Origin of the sequence: Microbacterium sp. PAMC21962 (genome assembly GCF_019443465.1) — a bacterium.
GTDB lineage: Bacteria > Actinomycetota > Actinomycetes > Actinomycetales > Microbacteriaceae > Microbacterium > Microbacterium hominis.
Genome location: NZ_CP080381.1, coordinates 2765452 through 2789736 on the forward strand (window position 1 = coordinate 2765452; position 24285 = coordinate 2789736).

Genomic DNA, 24285 nt, shown 5'->3' on the forward strand with positions numbered 1-24285 from the left:
GCTCGTGACGTGGCCGTCGATCGAGACCGCGTCGCCGCCGCCGTGCGCGACATCCTCGTCGCGATCGGGGAAGACCCCGATCGCCCGGGGCTGAAGGCGACCCCTCAGCGCGTCGCCGAGGCCTACGCCGACTTCTTCGCCGGCGTCGGCGAGGATGCCGGTGCGCCGCTGGCCCACACCATCAGTGTGTCGCGGGGTCCCGCACCCGACACGCTGCCGTCAGGGGCGGTGCTGCTGCGCGACATCCGCTTCCGCTCGGTCTGCGAGCACCACCTGCTGCCGTTCGCCGGGCGTGCGCACATCGCGTACCTCCCGGGCGAGCAGGTCGTCGGGCTCGGGGCGCTGCCGCGGGTCGTGGAGGTGCTCGCCGCGCGGCCGCAGGTGCAGGAGCGACTGGGCGAGCAGATCGCCGACACGATCGCGGCGGCGCTCGATGCCCGCGGGGTGCTGGTCGTGCTCGGTGCCCACCACGAGTGCGTCACGATGCGTGGCGGCCGCCAGCCGGATGCCGCCACGGTCACGATCGCCGCGCGCGGCGCCCTCGCCGACCCGGCGGCCCGTGCGGAGATCCTGATGCTCGTGACCGGGACGCCGACATGACGGCGATCATGGGCATCGTCAATGTGACGCCCGACTCCTTCAGCGACGGCGGGCGCTTCCTGTCCGCCGACGCCGCCGTCGCGCACGGCCGGGCCCTGCGCGCGGCCGGCGCCGACCTCCTCGACGTCGGCGGGGAGTCGACCCGGCCGGGCGCGGAACGGGTGGATCCCGCCGAGGAGCGCGCGCGCGTGCTTCCGGTGATCGCTGCTCTCGCCGCGGACGGCGCGACGGTCAGCATCGACACGATGAACGCCTCGACGGCGCTCGCCGCCGTCGAGCGCGGTGCCCGCATCGTCAACGACGTCTCGGGCGGTCTCAGCGATCCCGACATGCTGAGCGCGGTCGCGGCATCCGGCGTCGACGTCGTGCTGCAGCACTGGCGCGGGCCCTCCGCCGACATGTACGCCCACGCCGGGTACGACGACCTCGGCCGCGACCTCGTCGCGGAGCTCGAGGCGCGCCTCGACGCGGCCGTCGCGGCGGGGATCTCTCCCGACCGGGTGATCCTCGATCCCGGAATCGGCTTCGGCAAGCGCGGTGCGCAGAACTGGGAGGCGCTGCGGGCCCTGGATCGGGTCGTCGCGATCGGTCCGCGGGTGCTCGTCGGCACGAGTCGGAAGCGGTTCCTCGCCGAAGCGCTGGCCGCCCTCACCCCCGAGGAGGACGTGTCGGCCGAACGGCGCGACCTCGCGACCGCGGTCACCAGCGTGCTGGCGGCGCAGAGCGGCGCGTGGGCCGTGCGGGTGCACGACGCGGCGGGCACGCGCGATGCGCTCGCGGTCTGGACGAACTGGAACGGCGAGAGCGACGGAGGACACGCATGAGCGACCGCATCACGCTGACCGGAGTCCGCGCGACGGGCTACCACGGGGTCTACGAGCACGAGCGCCGTGAGGGACAGGTCTTCATCGCCGATGTCGTGCTGGAGCTCTCGCTCGCCGACGCCGCACGCAGCGACGACGTCGCCGACACGGTGCACTACGGCGAGCTCGCCGACCAAGTCGCCGCCGTCCTCGCGGGCGATCCCGCCGACCTCCTCGAGACCGTCGCGCAGCGCGTGGCCGACCGCGCGCTCGGCTACGCCCGCGTGGATGCCGTCGAGGTCACCATCCACAAACCGCAGGCGCCCATCGCGGTGCCGTTCGACGATGTGAGCGTCTCCATCCGCCGCGTCCGTGAAGGAGCGTCCGCATGAACCGCCGCCTCGCGCAGGGCTATCACGACGAGTCCCCGCCCCGGGATCACGACGAGACCGTCGCCGTCGTCGCGATCGGCACCAACCTCGGCGACCGCGAGGCGACCATGACCGCCGCCCTCGAGGATCTCGCCCGCCTGCCGCTGACCACCCGGATCGTGGCCTCGGCCCCGATCGAGACCGTCGCGCTGACCCTCGACGGACCGGATGCCGAGGCCCCGGCCTACCTCAACGCCGTCGCCCTCGTCACGACGCGCCTCGCGCCCTCGGTGCTGCTCGGCTACCTCCACGCCATCGAGGAGGCGCATGGGAGGCCCCCACGGCGCGTCGACGACCTGCGGTGGCAGAGCCGCACCCTCGACCTCGACCTCATCGCCTACGGCGACGTGCGCTCCGCCGACCCCGCGCTGACCCTGCCCCACCCGCGGGCGGCGGAGCGGACGTTCGTGCTCGCGCCGTGGCTGCACGTCGACCCGGATGCCGTGCTCCCGGGCGCCGGGCGGGTGGACGAGCTTCTCGCGCGGCTGGAGGAGGCGCCGGCATCCGGGCCCGATGCGGGAGCCGCGCCGGCGGACGGCGGTGCGGCGTGAAGCGGACGGGAGCGGGGACGATCGTCGCCGCGGTCGCGATCGGCGTGTTCCTCGGCTTCGCCATCGACCAGGTGCTCACCGCGACGGGGCGCCCGACCTTCACGCCGTCGTTCCTGCTGCCGATCCTGCTCGTGCTGCTGGGCATCGCGCTCGTGCTGTTCGCCCTGCCGATCCGGAGGGCGATCTCGGGGGCGAACCCGACACCCGTCGACCCGTTCCGCGCCGTGCGCATCGCGATGCTCGCCAAGGCGTCCACGCTCGTCGGAGCCGCGGTCGCCGGGGTCGCCGGCGGCCTGCTCGCCTTCCTGCTCACCCGTCCCGTCGCGCCCTCGTTAGGCTCGACGGGAGCGGTGATCGCCTCGATCGTCGGAGGCCTCGTGCTCGTTGCGGCGGGCCTCGTGGCCGAACACCTCTGCACCATCCGGAAGGACGACGATGACGAACACCCCGGACCTCCCGAACCCGGCTTCGGTCTCTCCCACCACGACTGACGGTCCTTCGGCGGGTGAGGGTGCGGGCGAGGGTGAGGGCGTTTCGACTCGCTCCGCTCGCTCAACGACCGGGGGGGAGGGCGCGGGTGAGGCGCTCGACGAGGGGACGTACGAGCGCATCCTCGAGCCGCGCAGCGCGAACCGGCTGCCGCTCGGCGACGGCACGTGGCACCAGCTCTCGCGCAACTACGTCTGGGTCCGGCTGATCTCGACGATCGCGTTCCTCGTGCTCGTCCTCGCCGCGGCGCTGGTGGGTGCGCTCGTCCTGCGTCTGACGTGGGTCTGGATCCCGGCGGCGATCGTCGTCGTCGTGACGGTCTGGACGCTCGTGATCCTGCCGCGCCAGGCCCGCGCCTACGGCTATCAGCTCCGCGAGGACGACCTGGTCTTCCGGCGCGGCATCCTCTGGCAGCGTCTCGTCGCGGTCCCCTACGGACGTATGCAGCTCGTCGACATCACCCACGGGCCCCTGGACCGCGTGTTCGGCATCGCCCAGCTCAAGCTCGTCACCGCCGCCGCGACCACCGGCGTCACGATCCCCGGGCTCGCGCAGCCCGCCGCCGAGCGTCTGCGCGACACCCTGATCGCGGTGGCCGAGACGCGGCGGACCGGCCTGTGACCGATCCCGCCGCCGTCGCCGACGTGCGCTCGCCCCTCAGTGACGGCGAGTGGCACCGGCTGCATCCGCTCACGCCCGTCCTGCGCGGAGGGCTCTTCCTCCTCGTGGTGCTCGGCATCGTCATCACCAACCTCCGCGATCGCATCATCGGGTGGCTGGTCCCGGGTCTCGAAGACTGGGAACGGTACGAGGCCGACCCGGTGGACTACGTCGTCAGCAACAACCTCGTCCTCCTCGCGCTGCTCGCCGTGCTCGGGGTGCTCCTGCTGCTGCTGGGCGGGTTCTGGCTGTCGTGGCGCTTCCACACCTTCCGCATCACCGGCGACGACGTCGAGGTGCGCAGCGGCATCCTCTTCCGCACACACCGGCGGGCGCCCCTCGACCGGGTGCAGGGGGTCAACCTGACGCGCCCGATGGTCGCACGCCTGCTCGGTGCCGCGAAGCTCGAAGTCGTCGGCGCCGGCCTCGACGCGAACGTCAAGCTCGAGTACCTCTCGACCGCCAACGCCGAGGCGGTGCGGGCGGACATCCTGCGCCTCGCGTCGGGTCGCCAGCTCGCGCGCGCCGCGGATGCCGGGGGCCCGGCAGGTCGCGGCCGCGCCGCCGTGGCGGCCGTCAGCGCCGGACTGACCGGGCTGATCGACGGCGCCGAGCAGCCCGTCGCCGAACCGGCATCCGTCGTGCACATCCCGCCCGGACGCCTCATCGCCTCCCGGCTGCTGTCGGGATCGACCCTCTGGCTGCTGGTGCTCGCGGCCGCGATCGTGGTGGGGGCCATCGTGGGCACGCCGTGGGTGCTGTTCACCCTGGTGCCCGCGATCCTCGGTTTCGGGGCGTACTGGTTCCGTACGATCACGCGCGCGCTGCGATACTCGATCGCCCCCACGCCCTCGGGGGTGCGGATCACGTTCGGGCTGTTCACGACGATCACCGAGACGCTGCCGCCGGGTCGCGTGCACGCGTTCGAGATCCGTCAGCCGCTGCTGTGGCGCGGTTTCGGGTGGTGGGCCATCCGGGTCAATCGACTCTCGGGTCGCTCCGCGAACGATGCCCAGTCCCAGCAGTTCGCCGACGTGCTGCCCGTCGGCACCCGTGATGACGTCGAACGGGTGCTGCGCCTGTTCCTTCCCGGCATCTCGGCGGCGCAGTGGCAGGAACTGGTGGTTCACGGCCTGCTCGGCCCGCACGACGGCGATCCGTACGTCACGACCCCGCGGCGCGCCTGGTGGCTGCGTCCGCTGTCGTGGCGGCGCAACGGCGTACTGCTGACGCCCGATGCACTGCTGCTGCGCCGCGGCATGATCTGGCGCTCGCTGATCATCCTCCCGCTGGCGCGCCTGCAATCGGTGGGCATCTCGCAGGGTCCGCTCGACCGTGCCCGCCGCGTCGCGAACCTGACCGGACATACGGTCGCCGGACAGGTCGCGGGAGCGGTCGGCATCATCGACCGCGATGACGCCTACGGACTGTGGCAGCGGATCGCGGCGGCCGTCATCGCCGCCGCCGCCACCGACCGCTCCCATCGATGGGACGCCGAGCCGCCGAGGGATGCCGAGCCGGGTGACGGCGCAGCGGGGGATGCTGGAGTGGGGGATGCCGGAGCGGGCGATGCCGGCGGGGCCGAGGATGCCGGTGCGCGCGATGCCGCGACGGGTGCCGGTGCGCGCGACCTGCCCGTCAGCGCCGCCGCGGCGGCCGGACCGGCGGGCGACGAACGGAGGGAGAACGCGTGACAGGCGCGAGCAGGCTGGGTGTCGGGATCATCGGCGCAGGGAAGGTCGGACCGGTCATCGGTGCGGCGCTGGCCGGAGCCGGCCATGCGCTCGTCGGGATCACGGCGGGGTCGGACCGCGACCGCGTCGAAGCGGTGCTGCCCGGCGTTCCCGTGCTGGATCCCGACGAGATCGTGCGCCGCAGCGAGCTGGTCGTGCTGGCGGTGCCGCACGACGAGCTCCCCGGTCTCGTGTCGGGGCTCGCCGAGCTCGAGCGCTGGCAGATCGGCCAGCTCGTCCTGCACACCGACCCGGTGTGGGGCACCGACGTACTCGCTCCCGCCGCGCGCCGGGGCGCCATCCCGCTCGCCGTGCACCCGGCGGTCACCTTCACCGGCACCTCGATGGACCTGCGGCTGCTGCACGACTCGTTCGCGGCGGTCACCGCGCCGGCCGCCGTGCTGCCGATCGCGCAGGCCCTCGCCGTGGAGCTCGGATGCGAGCCCGTCGTCGTCGCCGAAGCGGACCGGGCGGCATACGGCGAGGCGATCGCGACGGCGACCGAGTTCTCGGCATCCGTCGTGCGGCAGGCGACGTCGCTGCTGCGGACGGCGGGCATCGAGGAGCCCGGGCGGTACCTGTCGATGCTCGTCCACTCGGCGGTCGACCGTGCCCTCCAGGACGGTTCGCCGGTCATCGACGTCTGACGCGGCCGGGTCTTCCCGGAGCCGCGGCCCCCGGGGGATGAGGAGTGCGCTCTCGGTAGACTGGAACGTCGATTCCGAGGAGCCCCGCACCATGACTCAGACGCCGAACGCTGCGTCCACGCCCGTCCAGGCCGCGCCCGACGCCGGGGATCTCGATCTCGCCGACGTGCACGAGCAGAAGGCGGTGCGCCTCGCCAAGCGCGAGCGGCTGCTCGCCGAGCGTGCGGATGCCGCGGGCGGCGCCTACCCGGTCACCGTTCCGGTCACCGACACCATCGCCGCCCTTCGCGCGCGGTACTCCGACCTCGAGCCCGGCGCGGAGACCGGCGTCATCGCCGCCGTCGCGGGCCGCGTGGTGTTCAGCCGCAACACGGGCAAGCTGTGCTTCGCGTCGCTGCAGGCCGGCGACGGCAGCCGCATCCAGGCGATGGTGTCGCTCGCCGAGGTGGGCGAGGAGTCGCTGCAGGCGTGGAAGGACCTCGTCGATCTCGGCGACCACGTCTCGGTCACGGGTCAGGTCATCTCCAGCCGACGGGGCGAGCTGTCGATCATGGTGTCCGACTGGGTCATCGCCGCCAAGGCGCTGCTGCCGCTGCCGAACCTCTACACCGAGTTGTCGGAGGAGAGCCGGGTGCGCTCGCGGTTCCTCGACCTCATCGTGCGCGACCAGGCGCGCGAGACGGCGGTCGCCCGGGCGCGGGTCAATGCGTCGTTGCGGCAGACCTTCACCGACCACGACTTCCTCGAGGTCGAGACCCCCATGCTCCAGGTGCAGCACGGCGGCGCCGCCGCCCGGCCGTTCGTCACCCACTCCAACGCCTTCGACGCCGAGCTGTACCTGCGCATCGCCCCGGAGCTCTTCCTCAAGCGCGCCGTGGTCGGCGGCATCGACCGCGTGTTCGAGATCAACCGCAACTTCCGCAACGAGGGCGCCGACTCGACCCACAGCCCCGAGTTCGCGATGCTCGAGGCCTACCAGTCGTACACGGACTACAACGGGATCGCCGACCTCACCCAGGAGCTCATCCAGAACGCCGCGATCGCGGTGGCGGGCTCGACCACGGTCACCTGGGCCGACGGCACCGCGTTCGATCTCGGCGGGCAGTGGGACCGCATCTCCATGTACGAGTCGCTGTCGGATGCCGCGGGCATCTCGATCACGCCCGAAACCCCTCTCGACGAGCTGAAGGCGCTCGCCGCCTCCGTCGGCGTCGAGGTGCCCGAGAAGGTCGCGACCCACGGCAAGTACGTCGAGGAGCTGTGGGAGCACTTCGTGAAGGGCGGCCTGGAGCGGCCCACGTTCGTGATGGACTTCCCGCTCGACACCTCGCCCCTCGTGCGGGAGCACCGCTCGATCCCGGGCGTCGTGGAGAAGTGGGACCTGTACGTCCGCGGCTTCGAGCTGGCGACCGGATACTCCGAGCTGGTCGACCCCGTCATCCAGCGGGAGCGCTTCGTGGAGCAGGCGAAGCTCGCCGCCCGCGGCGACGACGAGGCCATGCGCGTCGATGAGGAGTTCCTGCGGGCGCTCGAGCACGGCATGCCCCCGACGGGCGGCATGGGCATGGGCATCGACCGACTGCTCATGGCGATCACGGGCCTCGGCATCCGCGAGACGATCCTGTTCCCGCTGGTGAAGTAGGGGCGCGGCGCGTTTCGACTCGGCCTTCGGCCTCGCTCAACGACCGGGGGTGGGGTGGGGCGTTTCGACTCGGCCTTCGGCCTCGCTCAACGACCGGGGGCGGGGGTGGGGTGTTTCGACTCGGCCTTCGGCCTCGCTCAACGGCCGGGGGCGGGGTGGGGTGGAGCCGCGGTCGTTGAGCGAGGAGCGCAGCGACGAGTCGAAACGCGGTGATCAGATCCCGGACCCCGGTCGCGGGGGCCAGCCGGGCGCACCGAGATCGCGCGAGATCGCCTGCGCCGCGTCGCGCAGCTCCTTGAGCACCGCAGCATCCAGCGCGGACGCGGGCGCGGGGGTGGGGCGGAGCCGCGGTCGTTGAGCGAGGAGCGCAGCGACGAGTCGAAACGCGGTGATCAGATCCCGGACCCGGGTCGCGGGGGCCAGCCGGGCGCACCGAGATCGCGCGAGATCGCCTGCGCCGCGTCGCGCAGCTCCTTGAGCACCGGAGCATCCAGCGCGGACGCGGGCGCGGGGAACACGACCCCGAGTGCGGCGACCACGACACCGTCCTCCCCGGCGACCGGGACCGCGATCGACGCATCCCCGATCACCGCCTCCTCGTCCTCGGTGGCGAGGGCCCGGTCGCGCACGACGGCGAGCTGGTCGCGCAGCGCGTCGCCGTCGGTGACGGTGTCGCCGGTGAGGTCCGCCAGATCGCGGGTGAGAACGTCCGCGCGGAACGCGTCGTCGTAGGCGAGCAGGACCTTCCCGAGCGCGGACGCATGGGCGGGAAGGGTGATGCCGGTCTCGGGCATCTGCTCGGTGCCGTCGGGACGCCGGTCGTGATGGATGACGAGGACGTCGGTGTTGTGCGCGACCCCGAGGCGCGAGGCGAGTCCGGTGCGGTGCGACAGATCGTGCATGCGCCGCAATGACCGGCCGCGCACGTCGAGGGTGTCGAGGTACACGCTCGACAGGGTGAGCAGCGCCGGGCCGAGCGCGTAGCGGCTGCCACGCGTCTCCTGCGCGACCAGGCCGTGCTCCTGCAGCGACTTCACGAGGCCGTGCACCGTCGACGGCGGCAGCTCGAGCGCGGCGGCGAGCTCGCTGATGCCGAGTCGCCGCGCGCCCTGCAGCAGAGAGAGGATGCGCGCGGCGCGGTCGATGGACTGGATCATCCCGAGGCCTTTCGCGCGCGGACGGTGGACGTCACACTACCTCTTGACAGGGGTGCAGATGGGGAAGATATTCGACATAGACGAATCGCAGTCGATCATGTCGAAAACGCCACGGCGCAGCCGCGGCCCCGTGACGCACCGCGATGAAGCCAGTGAAGAACCCGAGCCAAGAACTCGAGCGAAGAACTCAGCGAAGAGGAGAACCGCGCATGAAGAAGCTCATCAACTCGGCCGAAGCGGTGCTGGCCGACGCCCTGCGCGGCGTCGCGGCCGCGCATCCCGAGCTCACGGTCGATCATGACAACCGTGTCGTGATCAGCAACGCTCCGCGCGAGGGACGTGTCGCCCTCATCTCGGGGGGCGGCTCGGGTCACGAACCGCTGCACAGCGGGTTCGTCGGTGCGGGCATGCTGGATGCCGCCTGTGCCGGCGAAGTGTTCACCTCGCCGACGCCCGACCAGATGCTCGCCGCCGCGCAGGCCGTCGACTCCGGCGCGGGCGTGCTGTTCATCGTCAAGAACTACACGGGCGACGTGCTCAACTTCGAGATGGCGGCCGAGCTGGCCGCCGACGAGGGGATCGCCTCGGAATCCGTCATCGTCGCCGACGACGTCGCCGTCAAGGACTCGACCTGGACGGCCGGGCGTCGCGGCGTCGGCACGACGCTGCTCGTCGAGAAGATCGCCGGAGCCGCGGCCGCGGAGGGCAAGAGCCTTGCGGAGGTGAAGGCGATCGCCGAGCACGTCGCGTCACAGGGGCGGTCGATGGGGGTGGCGCTCACCAGCTGCACGGTCCCGGCCGTCGGGCATCCCAGCTTCGATCTGCCCGACGACGAGATGGAGATGGGTGTCGGCATCCACGGCGAACCCGGGCGCACCCGCGTGCCCCTCGCGCCGGCGCGCGATATCGCGGGCGAGCTCGTCGAGGCGATCGCCGGCGATCTGGACTTCACCGGGGCTCCCGTGATCGCTCTGCTGACCGGGCTGGGCGGCACTCCTCTCATCGAGCTGTACGTGATCTACGCCGACATCGCCGACGCGCTGGCCGCCAAGGGCATCACCGTCGCGCGGAGCCTCGTCGGCGATTACGTCACGAGCCTCGACATGGCGGGATGCTCGCTGACCCTCCTGCGCGCCGACGACGAGGTGCTGCGCCTCTGGGATGCTCCCGTCGAGACGAGCGCGCTGCGGTGGGGGCGCTGAGATGACGGATGCGGCGACGACCGACGCGGTGACGCTCGAGATCCTCGACCGGTGGGTGCGTCTCGGCGCCGCCCGGCTGGACGCCGAGGCCGACCGGCTCACCGCGCTCGACTCGGCGATCGGTGACGCGGACCACGGCACGAACATGCATCGTGGCTTCACGGCGATCGTCGCGAAGCTGGATGCGACGCCGCCGCAGACGGTGCCGGAGTTCTTCAAGGCCGTGGGTATGACCCTCGTCAGCAAGGTCGGCGGAGCGAGCGGGTCGCTGTACGGAACGCTGTTCCTCGACATGGGGAAGAGTGCGCCCGACGGCACGTCGCTGTCGGCAGTCGAATGGGCTCACGCCCTGTCCGCAGGTGTCGCCGCCGTCGTGGCGCGCGGGCACGCGCAGCCCGGCGACAAGACGATGATCGATGCGTTCGGCCCCGCCCTGGAGGCGCTCGACAGCGCACTCGCCGGCGGTGCGACGCTGGCCGCGGCGGCGGGAGCAGCAGCGGACGCCGCCGAGCGCGGCAGCGCCGACACCGAGCCGCTCGTCGCACGCAAGGGGCGCGCCTCGTATCTCGGGGAGCGCAGCGTCGGTCACATCGACCCCGGCTCGGCCTCGACCGCTCTGCTGCTGAGGGCGTTCGCCGACGCGCTCGCCGGGGAGGCGGCGTGATCGGGTTCGTCATCGTCTCGCACAGCGAGCCCCTCGCGCACGCTGCCGTCGACCTCGCGATGCAGATGGTCCACGGTGCGGCCCCGCCGGTGCGGGTCGCCTCGGGCGCCGACGGCGGATTCGGCACGGACGCTGCGGCCATCGCCGACGCCGTCGATGCGTTGGCCGACTCCGACGGCGTGGTGATCATCACCGACCTCGGCTCCGCGGTGATCAGTTCCGAGCTGGCTCTCGACCTGCGCACGAGCACGGTGCCGGTGCGCATCAGCGACGGTCCCTTCGTGGAGGGCATCACCGCAGGGATGGTGCGTGCGGCCACCGGCGGCAGCCTCGACGACGTGGCACACGAGGCCGCCGCCGCGCTCGCGGCCAAGCAGCCGCAGGGATCGCCGGCATCCCCCGGCGCGTCCATCCCCGCAGCGCCCGGAGCGCCTGCCCCCGGCGCGTCCAACCCCGGCGCCCTCACCCCGGTCGCCCCCGACGGCGCGTCGACGCCGGATGCCTCCGTCGACGCGCTGCTGCGGAACCCGATGGGGCTGCACTCGCGGCCGGCGGCCATGGTCGTCAAAGCCGCCGGCGGGTTCGATGCGGACGTCGCGATCGCCGATGTCACGACGGGTGCCGGCCCCGCTTCCGCCGCCAGCCTGATCGGTCTGCTGACCCTGGGGGCGTCGGAGGGCGACACCGTGCGCATCACCGCGATCGGGGCGGAGGCCGCCGCGGCCGTCGATGCCATCCGCCGACTCGTCGACGACGGGTTTGGTGAGCTCGCAGCCGCGTCGGCCTGACGACTACCGTGCACGGAACGCCCAGTCGGTTCTCTTGCCGTTTCGGAGTGTTGCAATACGAGCGCCGCAGATGCGCCATCATTGATGGCGGTCAGCGCCCTCGCGTGTGGCTGTGGACTCCGGGAGCGGTGAGCGCCTCAAGTGGACCCCCGCCTTTAGCTCGCAGCGCCGTCCTCATCTATTGCGGTGTCGGCCGGCGGTTGCTGTACTTCTTGGGCTGGATAGGCCGGGGCGCCCAGAGCGTCGAGGAGCTCGTCGAGCGCGATGTGCAACTCTTCGTAGCCGTGCATGTAGAACACCCCGTCCATGCCCGGCCGCTCCCCGCTGTCGAGGTCGGCGACGATCTGACGTGCCTCACGGATCGCGGTCTCGAGGCGGGTCTCGATGTCAGGGATGGTCTGGATCCACGCGTCGATGACGGTGAAGGGGATCGGGGCGTAGTCGTGCGCGTCGAGACCGACGTGGAACTGGTGTCCGTCCGGCCCGTGGTCGTGGGCGTGGGTGTGCCCGTGCAGCAGCGGGATGCCGTCGTCCCATCGCGGTCGGTGCGAGGTGTGCCGGTCGGTGTCTTGGGAGTCTCCCCGGTACGGGTAGTGGGAAGCGAAGAGCCGGTATCCGTGTCGGGTGCCTTCGATCACCTCCGGCAGGATCGCCCACCCGGCCGCTTCGTACAACGGCACGAAGCGTTCGATCGCGCGCTTGCTCTGAGTGGCAGGTGACACACGGTCGTGGTTTCCCGGCACCAGGAAACGGCGCCCGTTCAGTTGCGCGGTGAGGCCGATCGACTCCTCGATCGGCCCGAGCGCGACATCCCCGAGGTGCAGGACGACGTCATCTGCTCCCACGGTGTCGTTCCACCGACGGACCAGCTCCTCGTTCATCTCATTGACGGTGGCAAAGGGTCGGTCGGCGAGTTCGCTGATGCGGGCGTGGCTGAAGTGGGTGTCTGCGGTGACGAAGTCGACCTGATCGAAGTCGAACCACGGGTACTCCCTCACGGTCGCCTCCGTCGATCAGCGGGATGGATGTCTAGTGGACTCTAGTGCTGCGCCACCAGGCATGCTTCCGGGTGTGAACGTCGCCGACCGCCTCTTGCCTCCTCTGATATCGATTCCCACGATGGCTCTCGAACCACCACGAACTCAGTCCGTGAGCCTAGGGCCGCCAGCGAAGAGAACGTGATGACTCCGGCAAGGGGACCAGGCAGCACGGGCGAGGTCGTGCTGCCAGGCGTTGCGGGTCTGGAGGCCGACGAGGAGGCGTTCGGCGAACCGAGCGCCGGCTGGACGCAGGACGAAGGCCAGTTCGTCTTCCTCACCTACGGCAGCTCGTCGTGCGTGCCCGTCGTCGAAGACATCGCCGCGACCGGCGCCGCCGAGGTCACGATCACCTTCGCCGAGCCCGAACCGAACCAGGTCTGCACGATGGACTTCGCACCGCGGGCGGCTGTCGGCTGGGTCGAGGGCCTCGAGTCGACGACCGAAGCCGAGCTCGTGCTCACGGGGGGCGCCGAGTTCCCCGACGTCCGCATCCCGATCTACGGGTCGAACTGACGCCTGTCGTTCTGTGTTGTGCGTTCTGCGGGCCGGGCCTGTCTCCTGAGCCTCTCTTCCCACGCTCGCCTGTCTCGAATCTGGTGGTGCTGCCCGAGAGCCCTGGCAGAGTGTGATTGTGATCAGGCGGCTCACGCAAGAATGCGGGTTCGCTGCTGTTCGTGCGAAATCGCGTCCGGTGCCGGACGCGATTGCACAGTCAGTCTACGCCCAGGCGTGGGATGCCACAGATTCGTTGTGGCGGTTGCGCGGAGACGTCGCCGCGGCAACCGGGTGTGACCTGCCGCCTGCGCGCCGGTTGCTGGGTTCGTGAACCTCGTTCGTTTCGCAACCCTTGAGGTTCGTGAGCTTCGCACGGGAGTACGCTCCCTCGCACGGGCCGACCTGGGCTCGTTCGAAGTCGAGCAGATCGAGGTCGTCCGAACCGACGAGGTGCTCTCCGCCGCTGGGACGACTGTGCTGGGGCGGATCCCGCTCGGGCGCGCGTGAGACGGGCGGCGTTCGGTGCTCCGTCCTCTGCGAGTTGTCACAGATGGTGGGTCGGCTAGCGGCTGAGCTGTCATCCCTGGCGACCGAACCGATGCCTGATCGACGGCTCGTACTGACTCCATGCCTCATGTCTGCTTGCGCCCTCTCCTCATAAGTTCTGCTCAACAGGTATCGAATCTGTACAGCAGAGACATTTCATGCTTTACTGAGTTGCTGTCGTACGGTCCCTGTCAATGGCGAAGGAATGCTCAATGGCCAACGAAAACGCAATGAACAGACTCATACTCGACCGAAGAGGGTTCATGAAGCTCTCCGCTGCGGCCGGGGGCGTCCTGTTCCTGGGTGCAGGCACGACTGCCTGCGCCCCGTCTGGAAACGGCGGTCAAGGCGGCTACTCCGGAGACGTCGTCGTCACCGGTCTTGCCAGCCTCATACATTCCGCGCCCTTCTTCATCGCGGAGGCCGAGGGGTTCTACGAAGAGGAGAACCTGCAACTCGAGCACATCCAGTTCCCCGGCGGCCTCGACGCCGTGCGAGGGGTGGAATCGGGCATCGGGCTCGGCACGACGTCGACGATCCCCGTGTTCATCGCGGCGCAGAGCGGACTCGACGTCAAGATCATCGGCAACGTGTACACGGCCGCATCCGTGGACTTCATCACGGTGGCCGACTCGCCGATCAACACCATCGAGGACGTCCGCGGCAAGACTGTGGGCGTCAGCGCGCCCGGTTCCAACTCGACGTACTTCGCGGAGCGCACGCTCCGAGAGGCGGGACTCACCCCGGGCGTGGACGTCGAACTGGTCGCGGTGGGATCGGCCTCCGATTCCTGGACCATGGCGTCCCGCGGCGTGATCGACGTGGCATGGAGCGCCTCGCCGCTCTCGGAGATCATCGACGCCGAGAGCGGTCGAAAGGTGATCTGGCGCTCGCGGGACTTCGTGACCGAATGGTCCGACACGTGCTTGGTGGCCACCGGCGACTTCGTCGACGAGAACACGGAGGCGCTGAGGGCGTGGAAGCGTGCCATCGGGAGGGGGATGGATCTGATCTCGACGGATCTCGAACGTGCGTCGGAGATCTACGGGCGCGCGATCGAGATCGCTCCCGAGATCGCGTTCAAGGCGCTCGCCAGCTCGCAGGACTTCTACAGCCTCGTTCTGACCGATGCCCAGATCGACGCTGTGATCGCCGCCGGCAAGGAGCAGGGCCAGATCACGCGAGAGCCCGACGTCGACTCCATCGTCCTGAGAGAGTTCGCGGCATGACCGCCACGGCGACACGGACTTCTGGCACCACCGACGTCGTCTTTGACGAGGTCGGGATCACCTTCCACAGCGACACCGCGAGCACCGAAGCGGTCGCAAACGTGACTGGCACGATTCCGGAGGGGCGATTCGTCTCCGTGATCGGTCCGAGCGGCTGCGGCAAGAGCACCCTGCTGGACATGGTCGGCGGTCTGCTCAAGCCGACGAAAGGCTCGATCTCGATCAACGGCGAGAGGGTCGCAGGCCCTCGCAAGGACACCTCGATGGTATTCCAGGAAGACTCCACGCTGCACTGGCGGAGCGTTCTGGACAACGTCGCGTTCGGTCTCGAAGTGCACGGGTCGCCGAAGGCGGAGCGCTACGAGAAGGCCCGGTCGATGATCGAGCTAGTCGGGCTGAGCGGCTTCGAGGCACATCGTCCCGGCCAGCTCTCCGGAGGCATGAAGCAGCGCGTGGCCATCGCACGGGCGCTGGCGATGCAGCCCCGAGTTCTCCTGATGGATGAGCCGTTCGGGGCGCTCGACCAGCAGACGCGCCAGTTCATCGGGCGCGAGCTCCTGCAGATCTGGGAGAAGACCCGCAACCGGGTTCTGTTCATCACGCACGACATCCAGGAAGCCGTCTACCTCTCAGACGAGGTGTGGGTGATGTCTGCACGGCCGTCGGTGGTCAAGGAAGTCGTGAAGGTGGATCTGCCGCGGCCCCGCCCGAGCGGGACGCACGCCTTGCCGCGCTTCCGCGAGCTCGAAGACCATCTGTGGAATCTGATCAAGGTCGAAGCCGAGAAGACTCTCGGCCCAGGAGCTCAACGAGCGTGACGACCGTCATCGAAGAAAGGCGCATCCGTCGCGGGCAAGCGCTCCCGATGAAGCGCAAGGCGGCCCTCGTCCGGTGGGGAATCATCCTCGGGCTGCTCCTGCTCCTCGAGGTGCTGACACGGGCGGGTGCCATCAGCCCGGCGATCTTCGTGCCGCCATCCGAGATCATCTGGCGCCTGTTCTCCATCGTCCCGACTCCCCAGTTCGGGCGCGATGCCTTCGTGTCGCTGTCGACGATCCTCGTGGCCTTCCTGATCGGGCTCGTGGCGGGCATAGCGCTGGGCGTTTTCCTCTGGCGGGTCCCCACCGCAGGTCGTGTGCTCGAACCGTTCATCGTGACGGGGTATGCGATGCCCACGCTGCTGTTCTATCCCGTTCTGCTTGCGCTCCTCGGCCTTAACGCCGGCCCGATCATCCTGATCGCGGCGACGATGGCGCTCGTGCCGATCGCCCTGACGACGATGGTGGCGCTCAACGCGGTCAAGCCGATCCTGCACAAGCTGGCGAAGTCGGTCAGCGCCTCGAACCGCCAGTACTACCTCAAGGTGCTCCTGCCCGCCGCCACTCCTCTGATCTTCCCCGGGGTCCGGCTCGGCTTCATCTATGCGGTCATCGGGACCATCGCGATGGAGTTCATCCTGGCCGCGAGCGGGATCGGATTCCGTGTGGGCTTCTACTACCGGGAACTCCAGACGGCTGACATGTGGGCGTACATCATGATCGTCGTCATCCTGAGCGTGATCGTCAACGGACTGCTGACGGCGGCTGAGCGGAGAATCCGAAGGGACATGCTGTGAGCGTCGACACGAAGAGCCTGTTCATGTCGCGCGCGACGGCAGTGCGCACGCGTACTCGGACGACGGTGTCCGACAACCTCTGGAGGGCCGCGGTCCTCGTCGGACTGTTCGTGATCTGGTGGCTCCTGTCACTGGTGTCCGATCTGGTCGCCTCGCCGTTCGCGGCGTTCGACGCGCTGGCGAGCACCTTCGCGGACGGCTCGATCTACCGCGCTCTCTGGGCGACCGTCAACGCGGTCGTGGTGGGGTTCGCGATCGCCGCGGTGATCGGCTTCCCTCTCGGCTACATGATCGGTCGGAGCAAGTTCCTGGGCGCGGTGTTCGATCCCATCGTCGCGGGCGCCTTCGCGATCCCGAGGGTCGTCTTCTTCCCCGTGCTGCTGCAGATCTTCGGAGTCGGCGTCGGGGCGCAGGCGGCGATGGGGGCGCTCGCGGCTGTGTTCCCCATCATGGTGTCCACGACGGCCGGCGTCCGTGCCGTGAACCCGTTGCTTCCGAAACTGGCGCGATCGCTCAGTCTCACCCGGGTTCAGACCGTGACGAAGATCTACATACCCGCGATGGCGCCGTCGTTGATGGTCGGAATCCGAATCGGGTTCAGCATCGCGTTGATCAACGTCATCATCGCCGACTTCTTCGCGGCGCGCGCCGGGCTCGGGCTGCTCGCGCTGCGGGCATACGGGCAGCTCGATCTGCCGTTGATGTACGGCGTCATCGTTCTGCTCGCCCTGATCGCCTTGATCGGCAACATCGCACTGTGGGCGCTGGAGCGGCGGCTTGCCGCCACGAGAAGGTGATCCGGGAGTGAGCGCCGAGCCGGAAGCGTCGGTCCATCCGGTGCCCGCGCCGCGTCTGCGGCTCGGACACGGGCACGACATCCCGCGCGTCGGACTCGGCACGTGGCCGATGGTCGGCGACGAATGCGAGGATGCGGTCCGCACGGCGCTGCAAAGCGGCTACCGTCTCGTCGACACGGCGTTCGCCTACGGCAACGAGGAGGAGGTCGGTCGTGCGATCCGCTCCTCGGGCGTCCCCCGGGAGGAGGTGTTCGTCACCAGCAAGTTCAACAAGGAGTCGCACAGCGTCGACGGCGTTCGACGCGCCTACGATGCCAGCCTGCGCCGGATGGGACTGGACTATCTGGATCTGTACCTCTGCCACTGGCCTGTGCCGCAGCTCGATCGCTACGTCGAGGCGTGGGAGGGGCTGGTCCAGCTCTTGTCGGAAGGCGCGGTCCGGGCCATCGGCGTCTCGAACTTCACACCCGCACACCTCGAGCGCATCATCGATGCGACGGGCGTCGTCCCTGATGTCAACCAGATCCAGCTCAGCCCTGACATCGCGAGGCAGGAGCCGCGTCGCTATCACGAGCAGCATGGGATAGCGACCGAGTCGTGGAGCCCGCTCGGCAGATCCAGCGGTCTTCGAGACCATCCGACGGTCGTGCGCATCGCGGCGGAGGCGGGTCGTTCGCCTGCGCAGATCATTCTCCGCTGGCACGTCGAGAACTCGCTGGTCCCGGTCCCGCAGGCTGCCGATCCGCGCTGGATCGCCGAGAACCTCGCGATCTTCGACTTCTCGCTCTCTCCCGCGCAGCTCGCTGAGCTCGAGCGGCTCGACCGAGGCGAGGGGGCGGCACGCGACTCCGATGCGCCGGAGAACGGGCACTAGTCCGTCTACCGCCCGGAGGCAGATCGACGCATCCGGGCCGGTGGCCCGCCACGCATTGATATGCTCTCTGTTGTGCAGAAACGAGCTTCGCGATTGTCTCCGACCGACCCTCCTCAGTATCCGATCGAATCGGTGGACAACGCGCTGAAGCTGATCTTGCTGCTCGGGGAGCAGCAAGAGATCCGGCTGACCGACGCGGGCACGCACCTCGGTGTGGCGACATCGACTGCCCACCGCCTTCTGGCGATGCTCACCTGGCGCGGGTTCGTCAGGCAGGATCCAGTGACGAAGACGTACGGCCCGGGACCGGCCCTGACCACCGTCGCGTTCTCAGTGCTGCGTCGCATGGACATCCCGCGACTGGCGCAGCCAATTCTTGACGATCTCGTGCAGTCGCTCGGCGAGACATGCCATCTGGGGACGCTCGAGGGAGATCACGTCCGGTTCCTCGCGGTCTCAGAACCCGATGTCGCCGTCCGCGTCGCGTCCCGTCTGGGAAGGTCGTCGCCGGCGCACTGCACATCGACCGGCAAGGTGCTCCTTGCCGAGCTGAGCGACGAGCAGCTGCTTCGCCTGTATCCGAGCGAACGCCTCACGACAGTGACGTCCAACTCGCTTTCGTCGCGTGACCAGCTGTTCGCTCAGCTGGCGAAGACGCGTCTCGACGGATACGCGCTCAATCGACAGGAGAGCGAAGAGGGCGTGGCGAGCGTCGCGGTCCCTGTTCCCGTGTCTTCCGGACTGAGACTGGCGATCAACGCTTCGGCGCCGATTCAGCGTCTGCCGGCGAGCAAGGTGAAGCGGTTCGGACGTGCGTTGCAGGATGCGGCGGCACGGCTCGCCGAGTCGCTTGGCTGACGCTCTTCGCGCGCGTGCGGCGCATGATCCTAGACAGCTGCGCCGCGTGTGCGACCTGCTTCTGCCCTCCAGATCTCCCACGCGCGCCCGAGCTGTCCGTCGTTCGTCTCAGAGGCGGCCCTGCCTTCCTCGACGGTAAGCGCTGTGTAGTCGCCGAGCAGCTGTATTGCCGTGGCCTGTGCGCGGGCGTTGAGGTCGGCGTAGACGGCGCGCGCGACAGCCTGCGGAATCGAGTCTCCGACCGCGACGAATCCATGCCCTCGCATCAGCGTGACCGCCCCGTTGCCGAGCACATCGGCCAAGTCGGCGCCGAGCGCGGCACTCCGGATCAGAAGATCGCTTCCGTCGCCTGCCGTGTCACGCACCTCGAAGACAGGTGTCGCGTCGCCAAGGAAGCCGGCCATGTGCCACACCGCTCGCAGCGGCGTCCGGGAGATGCTAAACGGCACCATCGAAGCGGAGTGGCTGTGGACGACGGCGTGCACGTCGGGGCGCGCCCGGTAGATCTCGGCGTGGATGAACCGCTCGAGGTAGCTCGGCCGTGTGTCCGTCGTGGTTCCGTCGAGCGCGACGACCTGAATGTCGTCCTCGACGACGAGACCGGGGGCGAGGCTTCGCGAGATGAGGAACGTCGCCGGATCCTCGGGGTTGCGCACGCTGACGTGTCCGAACCCATCGAGGATGTCGCGGCGGACGAGGACATGGTTGGCGTCGACGAGGTCGTGGATTGCGTCGAGTCGGACGTCGGTGCGCATCTTCGGCATCTCCCGCTGTTGTGCGTCATGCTGACGCGGTTGGGCTGTCACACCGCCGCCTTCGATGCGACGAGGAGGCGACGCAGTCGTTCGGTCAGGTCGCCCGTTGCCACTGCCGAGGCCACCGACCGCCGGGAGTCGATCAGCGCCCGTGGCCAGTTCACGATCACCACTCCTTGGACCGGTTGCGTGTCCACGCCGTAGACGATCGCGAACCGGTCGGCGGCAGGATCGCCGACGATGGTCCAGTGGTCGGATCCGGTGAGGCCGACGATCTGAATCTTCCAGTCGTACTGGTCACTCCACACATACTCGGTCGGGTTGTAGCTTCGCGGATCGTCCGGATGCGCGATGTTGTGCGCGACGAGCAATGCTTGATCGGCCGCGCTCGTCCAGTGCTCGAGCCGCACCGAGTCGGGATGGCGATCGTTGGTGAACCGTGCCACATCGCCGATCGCATAGACGTCGGGAACGCCGACCGCGGCCAACGTCGCGTCGCACACGATGCCGTTGTCGATCGACACTCCCGACGACTGCAGCCACTCGGTGTTGGCAACGGCGCCGATGCCGAGCAGGACTGCATCGACGTCCAGAGCGGAGCCATCGGTGAGCAGGAGCCGACAGCGCTCGCCGATCGGCTCGACGCGTTCCACAGAGATGCCGAATCGGAACTCGGCACCCTCATGGCGGTGCTTGTCGGCGAAGATGCCACCCACTTCCGCGTTCATCGCTCTGCCCATCGGGGCGCCGAGCGGCTCGATGATCGTCACTCGCAAGCCTGCCTTGAGCGCCGTTGCGGCAGCCTCGGCGCCGACGAATCCCGCGCCGATCACAGCGAGGTGGCGCCCGGCGACGATCTCCTTGCGGAGTTCGTCGGCGTCGGCTCGCGTACGCAGGACATGTACGCCGGGAAGCGACGCCCACGGTGTCAGGCGGGCTCGGGCACCGGTGGCAATCACGAGCGCGTCGTAGGACAGCTCGCTTCCATCGCTGAGTGCAAGCGTCTTCGTAGCAGGATCGAGCGAAACCGCCGAGACCCCGAACCGCGCGCTGATCTCCCGGGCGTTCAGGTCATCCAGCGTCGTCAAGGCGATCTCCGGCGCCGACGAAACGCCGCTCAGATAGTCCTTCGACAGCGGCGGCTTGTCGTAGAGCGGGTCGTCCTCGGCATCGACGAGCGTCACCGCTCCGGTGAAGCCTTCCGAGCGAAGGCACTGGGCGAGCTTCACGCCGGCGACCGAGGCGCCGACGATGACGACGTGCGAGATCTGGGGGTGCGGCATCTCGGTCAGTCCTCAACCCAGAGCGCGGCCGCCGGACAGGTCCGCGCTGCTTCTTCGACGCGGGTCCGTTCCGATTCCGGCACGTCGACCTTCAGCAGCACGACCAGGCCATCGTCGTCGATGTCGAAGTAGTCGCCGGCGGCGATGACGCAGTTCGCGTAGCCCTGGCAAAGAGAGAGGTCAGCCTTGACGGTGGCCATGCAGCATCCTTAGTGATCCATGGGGTCGGGAAACATCGGCTCGTACGGGACGCCGATCATCGCGGAGAACGTCTGGACGGTCTGCCAGGTCAGCGCCTCCAGCTCGAGGGGATCGAGTGCGATCCACTGGCCCGACTTCGGCGACTCCACGAGCAGGCGCGTGCCGTTGCGCGTCTCCACACGACTCACCTTGACCTCCGAGAACTCGTTGGCGATCGTCAGGGGCTCACCTACCGTGCGCGCAACGAGCAGCGCGCGCTCCTCGGCGGCCGCGATCGCGGCCGCCCGGTCGATGTCGGCGCCCTCCCACTCCAATGTCATAGGAAGATCGCGAGGTTCTGGGTGCGAAGCACCGATTCGTCGACCATGATGACGCGACGGGCGAGCTTGTACTCGCCGTCGACATCGCGAAAGACGTCCTCGCGATGCGCCGAGATGATCGAGGGCTCATTCATGTCACCGCGGCTGCGGAACAGGAGCACCGCCGAGTCGGCGAGAACCTCTCCTGGAACATCGGTCTCGAAGACCCGCACGTTGGTCACATAGTGCCGCAGTCTCGACGGCGGATCCTCCGTCCACGCGTGCTCCGTGAGAAAGCGTGCGACGCGGCGACTCAGCGAGTACTTGTTGTCGTCCCAATGCGCCATTCCCGGAGAGATGCTGAACGGCGTGCCGAGAGCTGTCGTGACCCGGACCGGCATGACGTAGTGGATGTCCTCTGTGAGCGTGTCGAGCCAGTCCTCGTACCGCTGCTGGTCGAGCGTGTACGCTTCCTCGACGAGCCAGCGGTGGATCGTGGCGTGGAGGTCGCTGGTGAACGGCAAAGACGCTCCCACCCTGTCGGCGAGAGTGGAGCCGCTGTAGAGCGTCGATGTCTCAGAGATCGTCTTTCCGGCTTCCTCGATCATCGCTTCACTTCCTGGCCGTTGTTGGTGATGCCCAGGGGCCGGGGAGTCGTGGACGCCGGTACCTCGCCGCCGATGGTGAGGGCGTGGAAGTCGATGCCTTCGTAGTCGGGTTCCAGATAGTCGGCCCAGCGGTCGAGCAGGTGGCGCTGGTTGTACTCGCCATAGCCGATGTGCGCCACACCGGGACCGGCGAACTCGTCTGCTCCGAGAGGCTCGACCACCGGGGTGCCATCCTTGAGCATGCCCATCCGGCCGTTCAGGAGGAGGCGGCGAGCCATCGAGCCCTTCGCGGTGTTCGTGAGCGACACCCAGTTCTCCACGTCGTCCTGCTCGAACATTCCGCTCGTGCCGAAGCACATGAGGTAGGCCTTGTAGGACAATGCCTTGAACTCCTCGGGCGCTTCCGCATCGACGGCGAACCACGAGTAGACCTCTGTCTCATCCTCGCTGATCGGCACCCAGGTCCGGATCGAGATGAAGGGGAGCACATCCTCGTCGGAGCCCTCTTCGACCTTCGGCCAGTTGTGGACGAAGCTCATGTTCGGGAACAGCGATGCTGCGGAGATCATGAACCCGTCGCGTCCGATGACATCCAGCTGCTCCTGGGACCACGTCTCCTTCATCCGGGCGATCATCTCGTCTGGATAGCCGACGTAGCTCAGGCGTTCCTCGAGCGTTCCTGCAGGGAGCTTGTAGGTGGTCCCGCCGCCGTTTCCAGCCCAGTACGTGTTCCCGTCCTTGCGCTTCTCCGCCTTGGGCTCGCGGAAGAGCCCGATCTCGACGACCGAGGTGTGCGTCTGCGGGGTGTGATACATGTCACCGGCGAAGTTCTCCGCACCGATCTTCCAGTTCGTCTTCACCCGCCAGCGTTGCGGCCCCTTCAATTCGATGCCGCCCGGGCTCTGGCGGGTGTAGTAGTCGAGGTAGAACGCGAAGTCTCCGATGTAGTCGATGAGGCTCGGCGCGTCGGGGTCCATGCTGATGAAGATCAGCCCGTTGTAGGTGCCGAGGTTGGGAGCGGGCAGCAACCGGGCGCCTTTGCGGCTGAAGCCCGCTTCGCCGCCATACGCCTCCTGATGGAAGGGGAGGCCGACGATGCGGCCGTCGTTCCGGTAGGACCAGCCGTGATACGGGCAGCGGAAGTGGGAGGCGTTGCCGATCTCGGCCCGGCAGACCTGCATGCCGCGGTGCAGGCACATGTTGAAGTGCGCGTGAATCTGGCCGCTCTCGTCGCGCACGATGATGAACGAGTCGTCCAGCACTCGCCGCACGACATAGTCTCCGGCTTGCGGGATCTCGGACTCGTGACCGACGAACAGCCACGCACGGCTGAAGAGGTTCTTCCGCTCGCGCTCGAAGATCTCGGCATCGTTGTAGATGTATGCCGGGATCATGCCGCGATGGATCTCGTCATAGATCGTGGTGGTCGAGGTGCTCATCTTTGCGCCCTATCCCTTAGCACTTGGTACTGCGCCGGCCCCGCCAGACGAAGGTGCCTGACTATCTGGTAAGCAGAATAGTATTCTGTCAGTGCGAGGATAGCATCGTCAAGTCATCCGCCGAGACTCACGACAGAGCGCGCGCTCCGGAGCTCGTCGGGTGCGGATAGCCGGCGTGACGCCGTCGATCGGCTACCTGTCGGCGCGGACGAGCAGGTCGCCGATCTCGCAGTCGAGGGCGCGGCAGATCGCCGACAGCGTCGAATAGCGGATGGCCCGCGCGCGGTCGTTCTTGAGCACGGAAAGATTGACGATCGAGACTCCGACGAGCTCGCTGAGCCGCGTGAGAGTCATGCCGCGCCCTTCGAGCAGCTCGTCGAGGCGGCAGTGGATGCCGCTCGGCCCGTCTTCGTCGTGGTCGGAGGGGCTCACACGAGGCCCCGGGTGTCGCGCTGCAGGCGCGCGCCGTATCGGATGACGGCCGCCAACGCGCCGAGCGCGAGCGCAGCCCACACAGGCCAGAAGTCGATGTAGAGCGCGAAGGTCGCGTCGGGCCACGACACCGTCTGCGTCGCTGACGGGTCGCCGTCGAGCGGCCACTCGCCGCTGAGATGCGCGCTGCCGTAGACGCAGACCGCCGCCTTGTATGCGGCGGTCTGCGCGAACCACTGCCACAGCACCCCGAGTACGAGCACCGCGATCGTCGTCATCGACGGAACCGGACACTGCCCCATGTGGGAGAACCCGCCCGCCTTCGCGGAGGTCGTCGAGGACTGGCTCGCGTGAGCCATCCCGCTCTCGAACTCACTCATCAACTCGGATCTCGATAGAGAAGGAATGGTGATTCACGCGAGGGCGAGCATCCGGGCTGCTCGAGTC

At 68.8% G+C, this 24285-nt stretch carries 29 protein-coding genes; 19 read left to right on the forward strand and 10 right to left on the reverse strand.

Features of this window, described 5'->3' with window-relative positions; translation table 11 throughout:
* Positions 1 to 9 precede the first annotated feature (9 nt).
* The 9 genes from folE to lysS all read left to right on the forward strand — a co-directional run bounded on the left by folE (position 10) and on the right by lysS (position 7556).
* Positions 10 to 600, forward strand: a complete 591-nt coding sequence (folE, locus tag KY498_RS13060; protein WP_191009163.1) for a GTP cyclohydrolase I — start codon at positions 10 to 12, stop codon at positions 598 to 600.
* Positions 597 to 1424 carry a dihydropteroate synthase gene (gene folP, locus KY498_RS13065; RefSeq protein WP_191009162.1) on the forward strand — a complete coding sequence of 276 codons (828 nt, stop codon included), beginning with the start codon at positions 597 to 599 and terminating at the stop codon, positions 1422 to 1424. Before folE ends, folP begins: the two co-directional genes overlap by 4 nt.
* Complete coding sequence (folB, locus tag KY498_RS13070; protein ID WP_060960541.1) at positions 1421 to 1795, forward strand: dihydroneopterin aldolase; 375 nt, start codon at positions 1421 to 1423, stop codon at positions 1793 to 1795. The genes folP and folB overlap by 4 nt, the downstream gene beginning before the upstream one ends.
* The gene (gene folK, locus KY498_RS13075) at positions 1792 to 2385 is read left to right on the forward strand and encodes a 2-amino-4-hydroxy-6-hydroxymethyldihydropteridine diphosphokinase (protein ID WP_191009161.1); all 594 of its coding nucleotides are present in this window, start codon (positions 1792 to 1794) and stop codon (positions 2383 to 2385) included. Before folB ends, folK begins: the two co-directional genes overlap by 4 nt.
* Entirely contained in the window at positions 2382 to 2876 is a 495-nt protein-coding gene (locus KY498_RS13080) for a DUF3180 domain-containing protein (RefSeq protein ID WP_060960543.1), read from the forward strand. Before folK ends, KY498_RS13080 begins: the two co-directional genes overlap by 4 nt.
* Before the next feature lie 118 nt (positions 2877 to 2994).
* Positions 2995 to 3495: a PH domain-containing protein gene (locus KY498_RS13085; RefSeq protein ID WP_060960644.1), complete on the forward strand. Its 501-nt coding sequence runs from the start codon at positions 2995 to 2997 to the stop codon at positions 3493 to 3495.
* Positions 3492 to 5228, forward strand: a complete 1737-nt coding sequence (locus KY498_RS13090) for a PH domain-containing protein (RefSeq protein ID WP_223848750.1) — start codon at positions 3492 to 3494, stop codon at positions 5226 to 5228. The genes KY498_RS13085 and KY498_RS13090 overlap by 4 nt, the downstream gene beginning before the upstream one ends.
* Entirely contained in the window at positions 5225 to 5914 is a 690-nt protein-coding gene (locus KY498_RS13095) for a Rossmann-like and DUF2520 domain-containing protein (RefSeq protein WP_191009159.1), read from the forward strand. Before KY498_RS13090 ends, KY498_RS13095 begins: the two co-directional genes overlap by 4 nt.
* 91 nt (positions 5915 to 6005) lie before the next feature.
* Complete coding sequence (lysS, locus tag KY498_RS13100; RefSeq protein ID WP_060960545.1) at positions 6006 to 7556, forward strand: lysine--tRNA ligase; 1551 nt, start codon at positions 6006 to 6008, stop codon at positions 7554 to 7556.
* A 392-nt stretch (positions 7557 to 7948) separates the two neighbouring features.
* Here lysS and KY498_RS13105 read toward each other — a convergent pair whose 3' ends face one another.
* On the reverse strand, positions 7949 to 8713 hold the full coding sequence (locus tag KY498_RS13105; RefSeq protein ID WP_191009158.1) for an IclR family transcriptional regulator: 765 nt from the start codon (positions 8711 to 8713) through the stop codon (positions 7949 to 7951).
* Positions 8714 to 8922: 209 nt separating this feature from the next.
* Here KY498_RS13105 and dhaK point away from each other — a divergent pair, with 209 nt between their 5' ends.
* Genes dhaK through KY498_RS13120 form a run of 3 tightly spaced genes read left to right on the forward strand, consistent with a single transcriptional unit; the run spans position 8923 to position 11367 of the window.
* Positions 8923 to 9915, forward strand: coding sequence for a dihydroxyacetone kinase subunit DhaK (dhaK, locus tag KY498_RS13110; protein WP_191009157.1), 993 nt, complete (start codon positions 8923 to 8925; stop codon positions 9913 to 9915).
* A gap of 1 nt (position 9916) precedes the next feature.
* Complete coding sequence (gene dhaL / locus KY498_RS13115; RefSeq protein WP_191009156.1) at positions 9917 to 10579, forward strand: dihydroxyacetone kinase subunit DhaL; 663 nt, start codon at positions 9917 to 9919, stop codon at positions 10577 to 10579.
* The gene (locus KY498_RS13120; protein ID WP_191009155.1) at positions 10576 to 11367 is read left to right on the forward strand and encodes an HPr family phosphocarrier protein; all 792 of its coding nucleotides are present in this window, start codon (positions 10576 to 10578) and stop codon (positions 11365 to 11367) included. Before dhaL ends, KY498_RS13120 begins: the two co-directional genes overlap by 4 nt.
* A gap of 155 nt (positions 11368 to 11522) precedes the next feature.
* On the opposite strand, the gene KY498_RS13125 is transcribed toward KY498_RS13120, so the two are convergent.
* A complete protein-coding gene (locus tag KY498_RS13125; RefSeq protein WP_219879393.1) occupies positions 11523 to 12365 on the reverse strand; it encodes a hypothetical protein in 843 nt (280 codons plus the stop codon).
* A gap of 222 nt (positions 12366 to 12587) precedes the next feature.
* On the opposite strand from KY498_RS13125, the gene KY498_RS13130 reads away from it, so the two are divergent.
* The 7 genes from KY498_RS13130 (at position 12588) to KY498_RS13160 (ending at position 18821) form a co-directional block, all read left to right on the forward strand.
* A complete protein-coding gene (locus KY498_RS13130) occupies positions 12588 to 12920 on the forward strand; it encodes a hypothetical protein (protein ID WP_219879394.1) in 333 nt (110 codons plus the stop codon).
* 791 nt (positions 12921 to 13711) lie between these two features.
* Positions 13712 to 14677, forward strand: coding sequence for an ABC transporter substrate-binding protein (locus KY498_RS13135; RefSeq protein WP_258186417.1), 966 nt, complete (start codon positions 13712 to 13714; stop codon positions 14675 to 14677).
* A complete protein-coding gene (locus KY498_RS13140; RefSeq protein WP_219879395.1) occupies positions 14674 to 15495 on the forward strand; it encodes an ABC transporter ATP-binding protein in 822 nt (273 codons plus the stop codon). Before KY498_RS13135 ends, KY498_RS13140 begins: the two co-directional genes overlap by 4 nt.
* Entirely contained in the window at positions 15492 to 16292 is an 801-nt protein-coding gene (locus KY498_RS13145) for an ABC transporter permease (protein WP_258186418.1), read from the forward strand. Before KY498_RS13140 ends, KY498_RS13145 begins: the two co-directional genes overlap by 4 nt.
* The gene (locus KY498_RS13150; RefSeq protein WP_258186419.1) at positions 16289 to 17089 is read left to right on the forward strand and encodes an ABC transporter permease; all 801 of its coding nucleotides are present in this window, start codon (positions 16289 to 16291) and stop codon (positions 17087 to 17089) included. Before KY498_RS13145 ends, KY498_RS13150 begins: the two co-directional genes overlap by 4 nt.
* A gap of 109 nt (positions 17090 to 17198) precedes the next feature.
* Positions 17199 to 17963, forward strand: a complete 765-nt coding sequence (locus KY498_RS13155; RefSeq protein WP_258186420.1) for an aldo/keto reductase — start codon at positions 17199 to 17201, stop codon at positions 17961 to 17963.
* Positions 17964 to 18095: 132 nt separating this feature from the next.
* Positions 18096 to 18821, forward strand: a complete 726-nt coding sequence (locus tag KY498_RS13160; RefSeq protein ID WP_258186421.1) for an IclR family transcriptional regulator — start codon at positions 18096 to 18098, stop codon at positions 18819 to 18821.
* A gap of 29 nt (positions 18822 to 18850) precedes the next feature.
* On the opposite strand, the gene KY498_RS13165 is transcribed toward KY498_RS13160, so the two are convergent.
* The 8 genes from KY498_RS13165 to KY498_RS13200 all read right to left on the reverse strand — a co-directional run bounded on the left by KY498_RS13165 (position 18851) and on the right by KY498_RS13200 (position 24218).
* Positions 18851 to 19576 (reverse strand): class II aldolase/adducin family protein, encoded by a 726-nt coding sequence (locus KY498_RS13165; protein WP_219879397.1) that lies wholly within the window; start codon positions 19574 to 19576, stop codon positions 18851 to 18853.
* 47 nt (positions 19577 to 19623) lie between these two features.
* Complete coding sequence (locus tag KY498_RS13170) at positions 19624 to 20859, reverse strand: NAD(P)/FAD-dependent oxidoreductase (protein ID WP_219879398.1); 1236 nt, start codon at positions 20857 to 20859, stop codon at positions 19624 to 19626.
* Positions 20860 to 20864: 5 nt separating this feature from the next.
* Positions 20865 to 21059, reverse strand: coding sequence for a ferredoxin (locus KY498_RS13175; protein ID WP_219879399.1), 195 nt, complete (start codon positions 21057 to 21059; stop codon positions 20865 to 20867).
* Positions 21060 to 21068: 9 nt separating this feature from the next.
* Complete coding sequence (locus KY498_RS13180) at positions 21069 to 21380, reverse strand: hypothetical protein (RefSeq protein ID WP_219879400.1); 312 nt, start codon at positions 21378 to 21380, stop codon at positions 21069 to 21071.
* On the reverse strand, positions 21377 to 21967 hold the full coding sequence (locus tag KY498_RS13185; RefSeq protein ID WP_219879401.1) for a 3-phenylpropionate/cinnamic acid dioxygenase subunit beta: 591 nt from the start codon (positions 21965 to 21967) through the stop codon (positions 21377 to 21379). Before KY498_RS13185 ends, KY498_RS13180 begins: the two co-directional genes overlap by 4 nt.
* Entirely contained in the window at positions 21964 to 23406 is a 1443-nt protein-coding gene (locus KY498_RS13190; RefSeq protein ID WP_219879402.1) for a Rieske 2Fe-2S domain-containing protein, read from the reverse strand. The genes KY498_RS13185 and KY498_RS13190 overlap by 4 nt, the downstream gene beginning before the upstream one ends.
* 192 nt (positions 23407 to 23598) lie before the next feature.
* The gene (locus KY498_RS13195) at positions 23599 to 23838 is read right to left on the reverse strand and encodes a helix-turn-helix transcriptional regulator (protein WP_219879403.1); all 240 of its coding nucleotides are present in this window, start codon (positions 23836 to 23838) and stop codon (positions 23599 to 23601) included.
* A complete protein-coding gene (locus KY498_RS13200) occupies positions 23835 to 24218 on the reverse strand; it encodes a hypothetical protein (RefSeq protein ID WP_219879404.1) in 384 nt (127 codons plus the stop codon). The genes KY498_RS13195 and KY498_RS13200 overlap by 4 nt, the downstream gene beginning before the upstream one ends.
* Positions 24219 to 24285 lie beyond the last annotated feature (67 nt).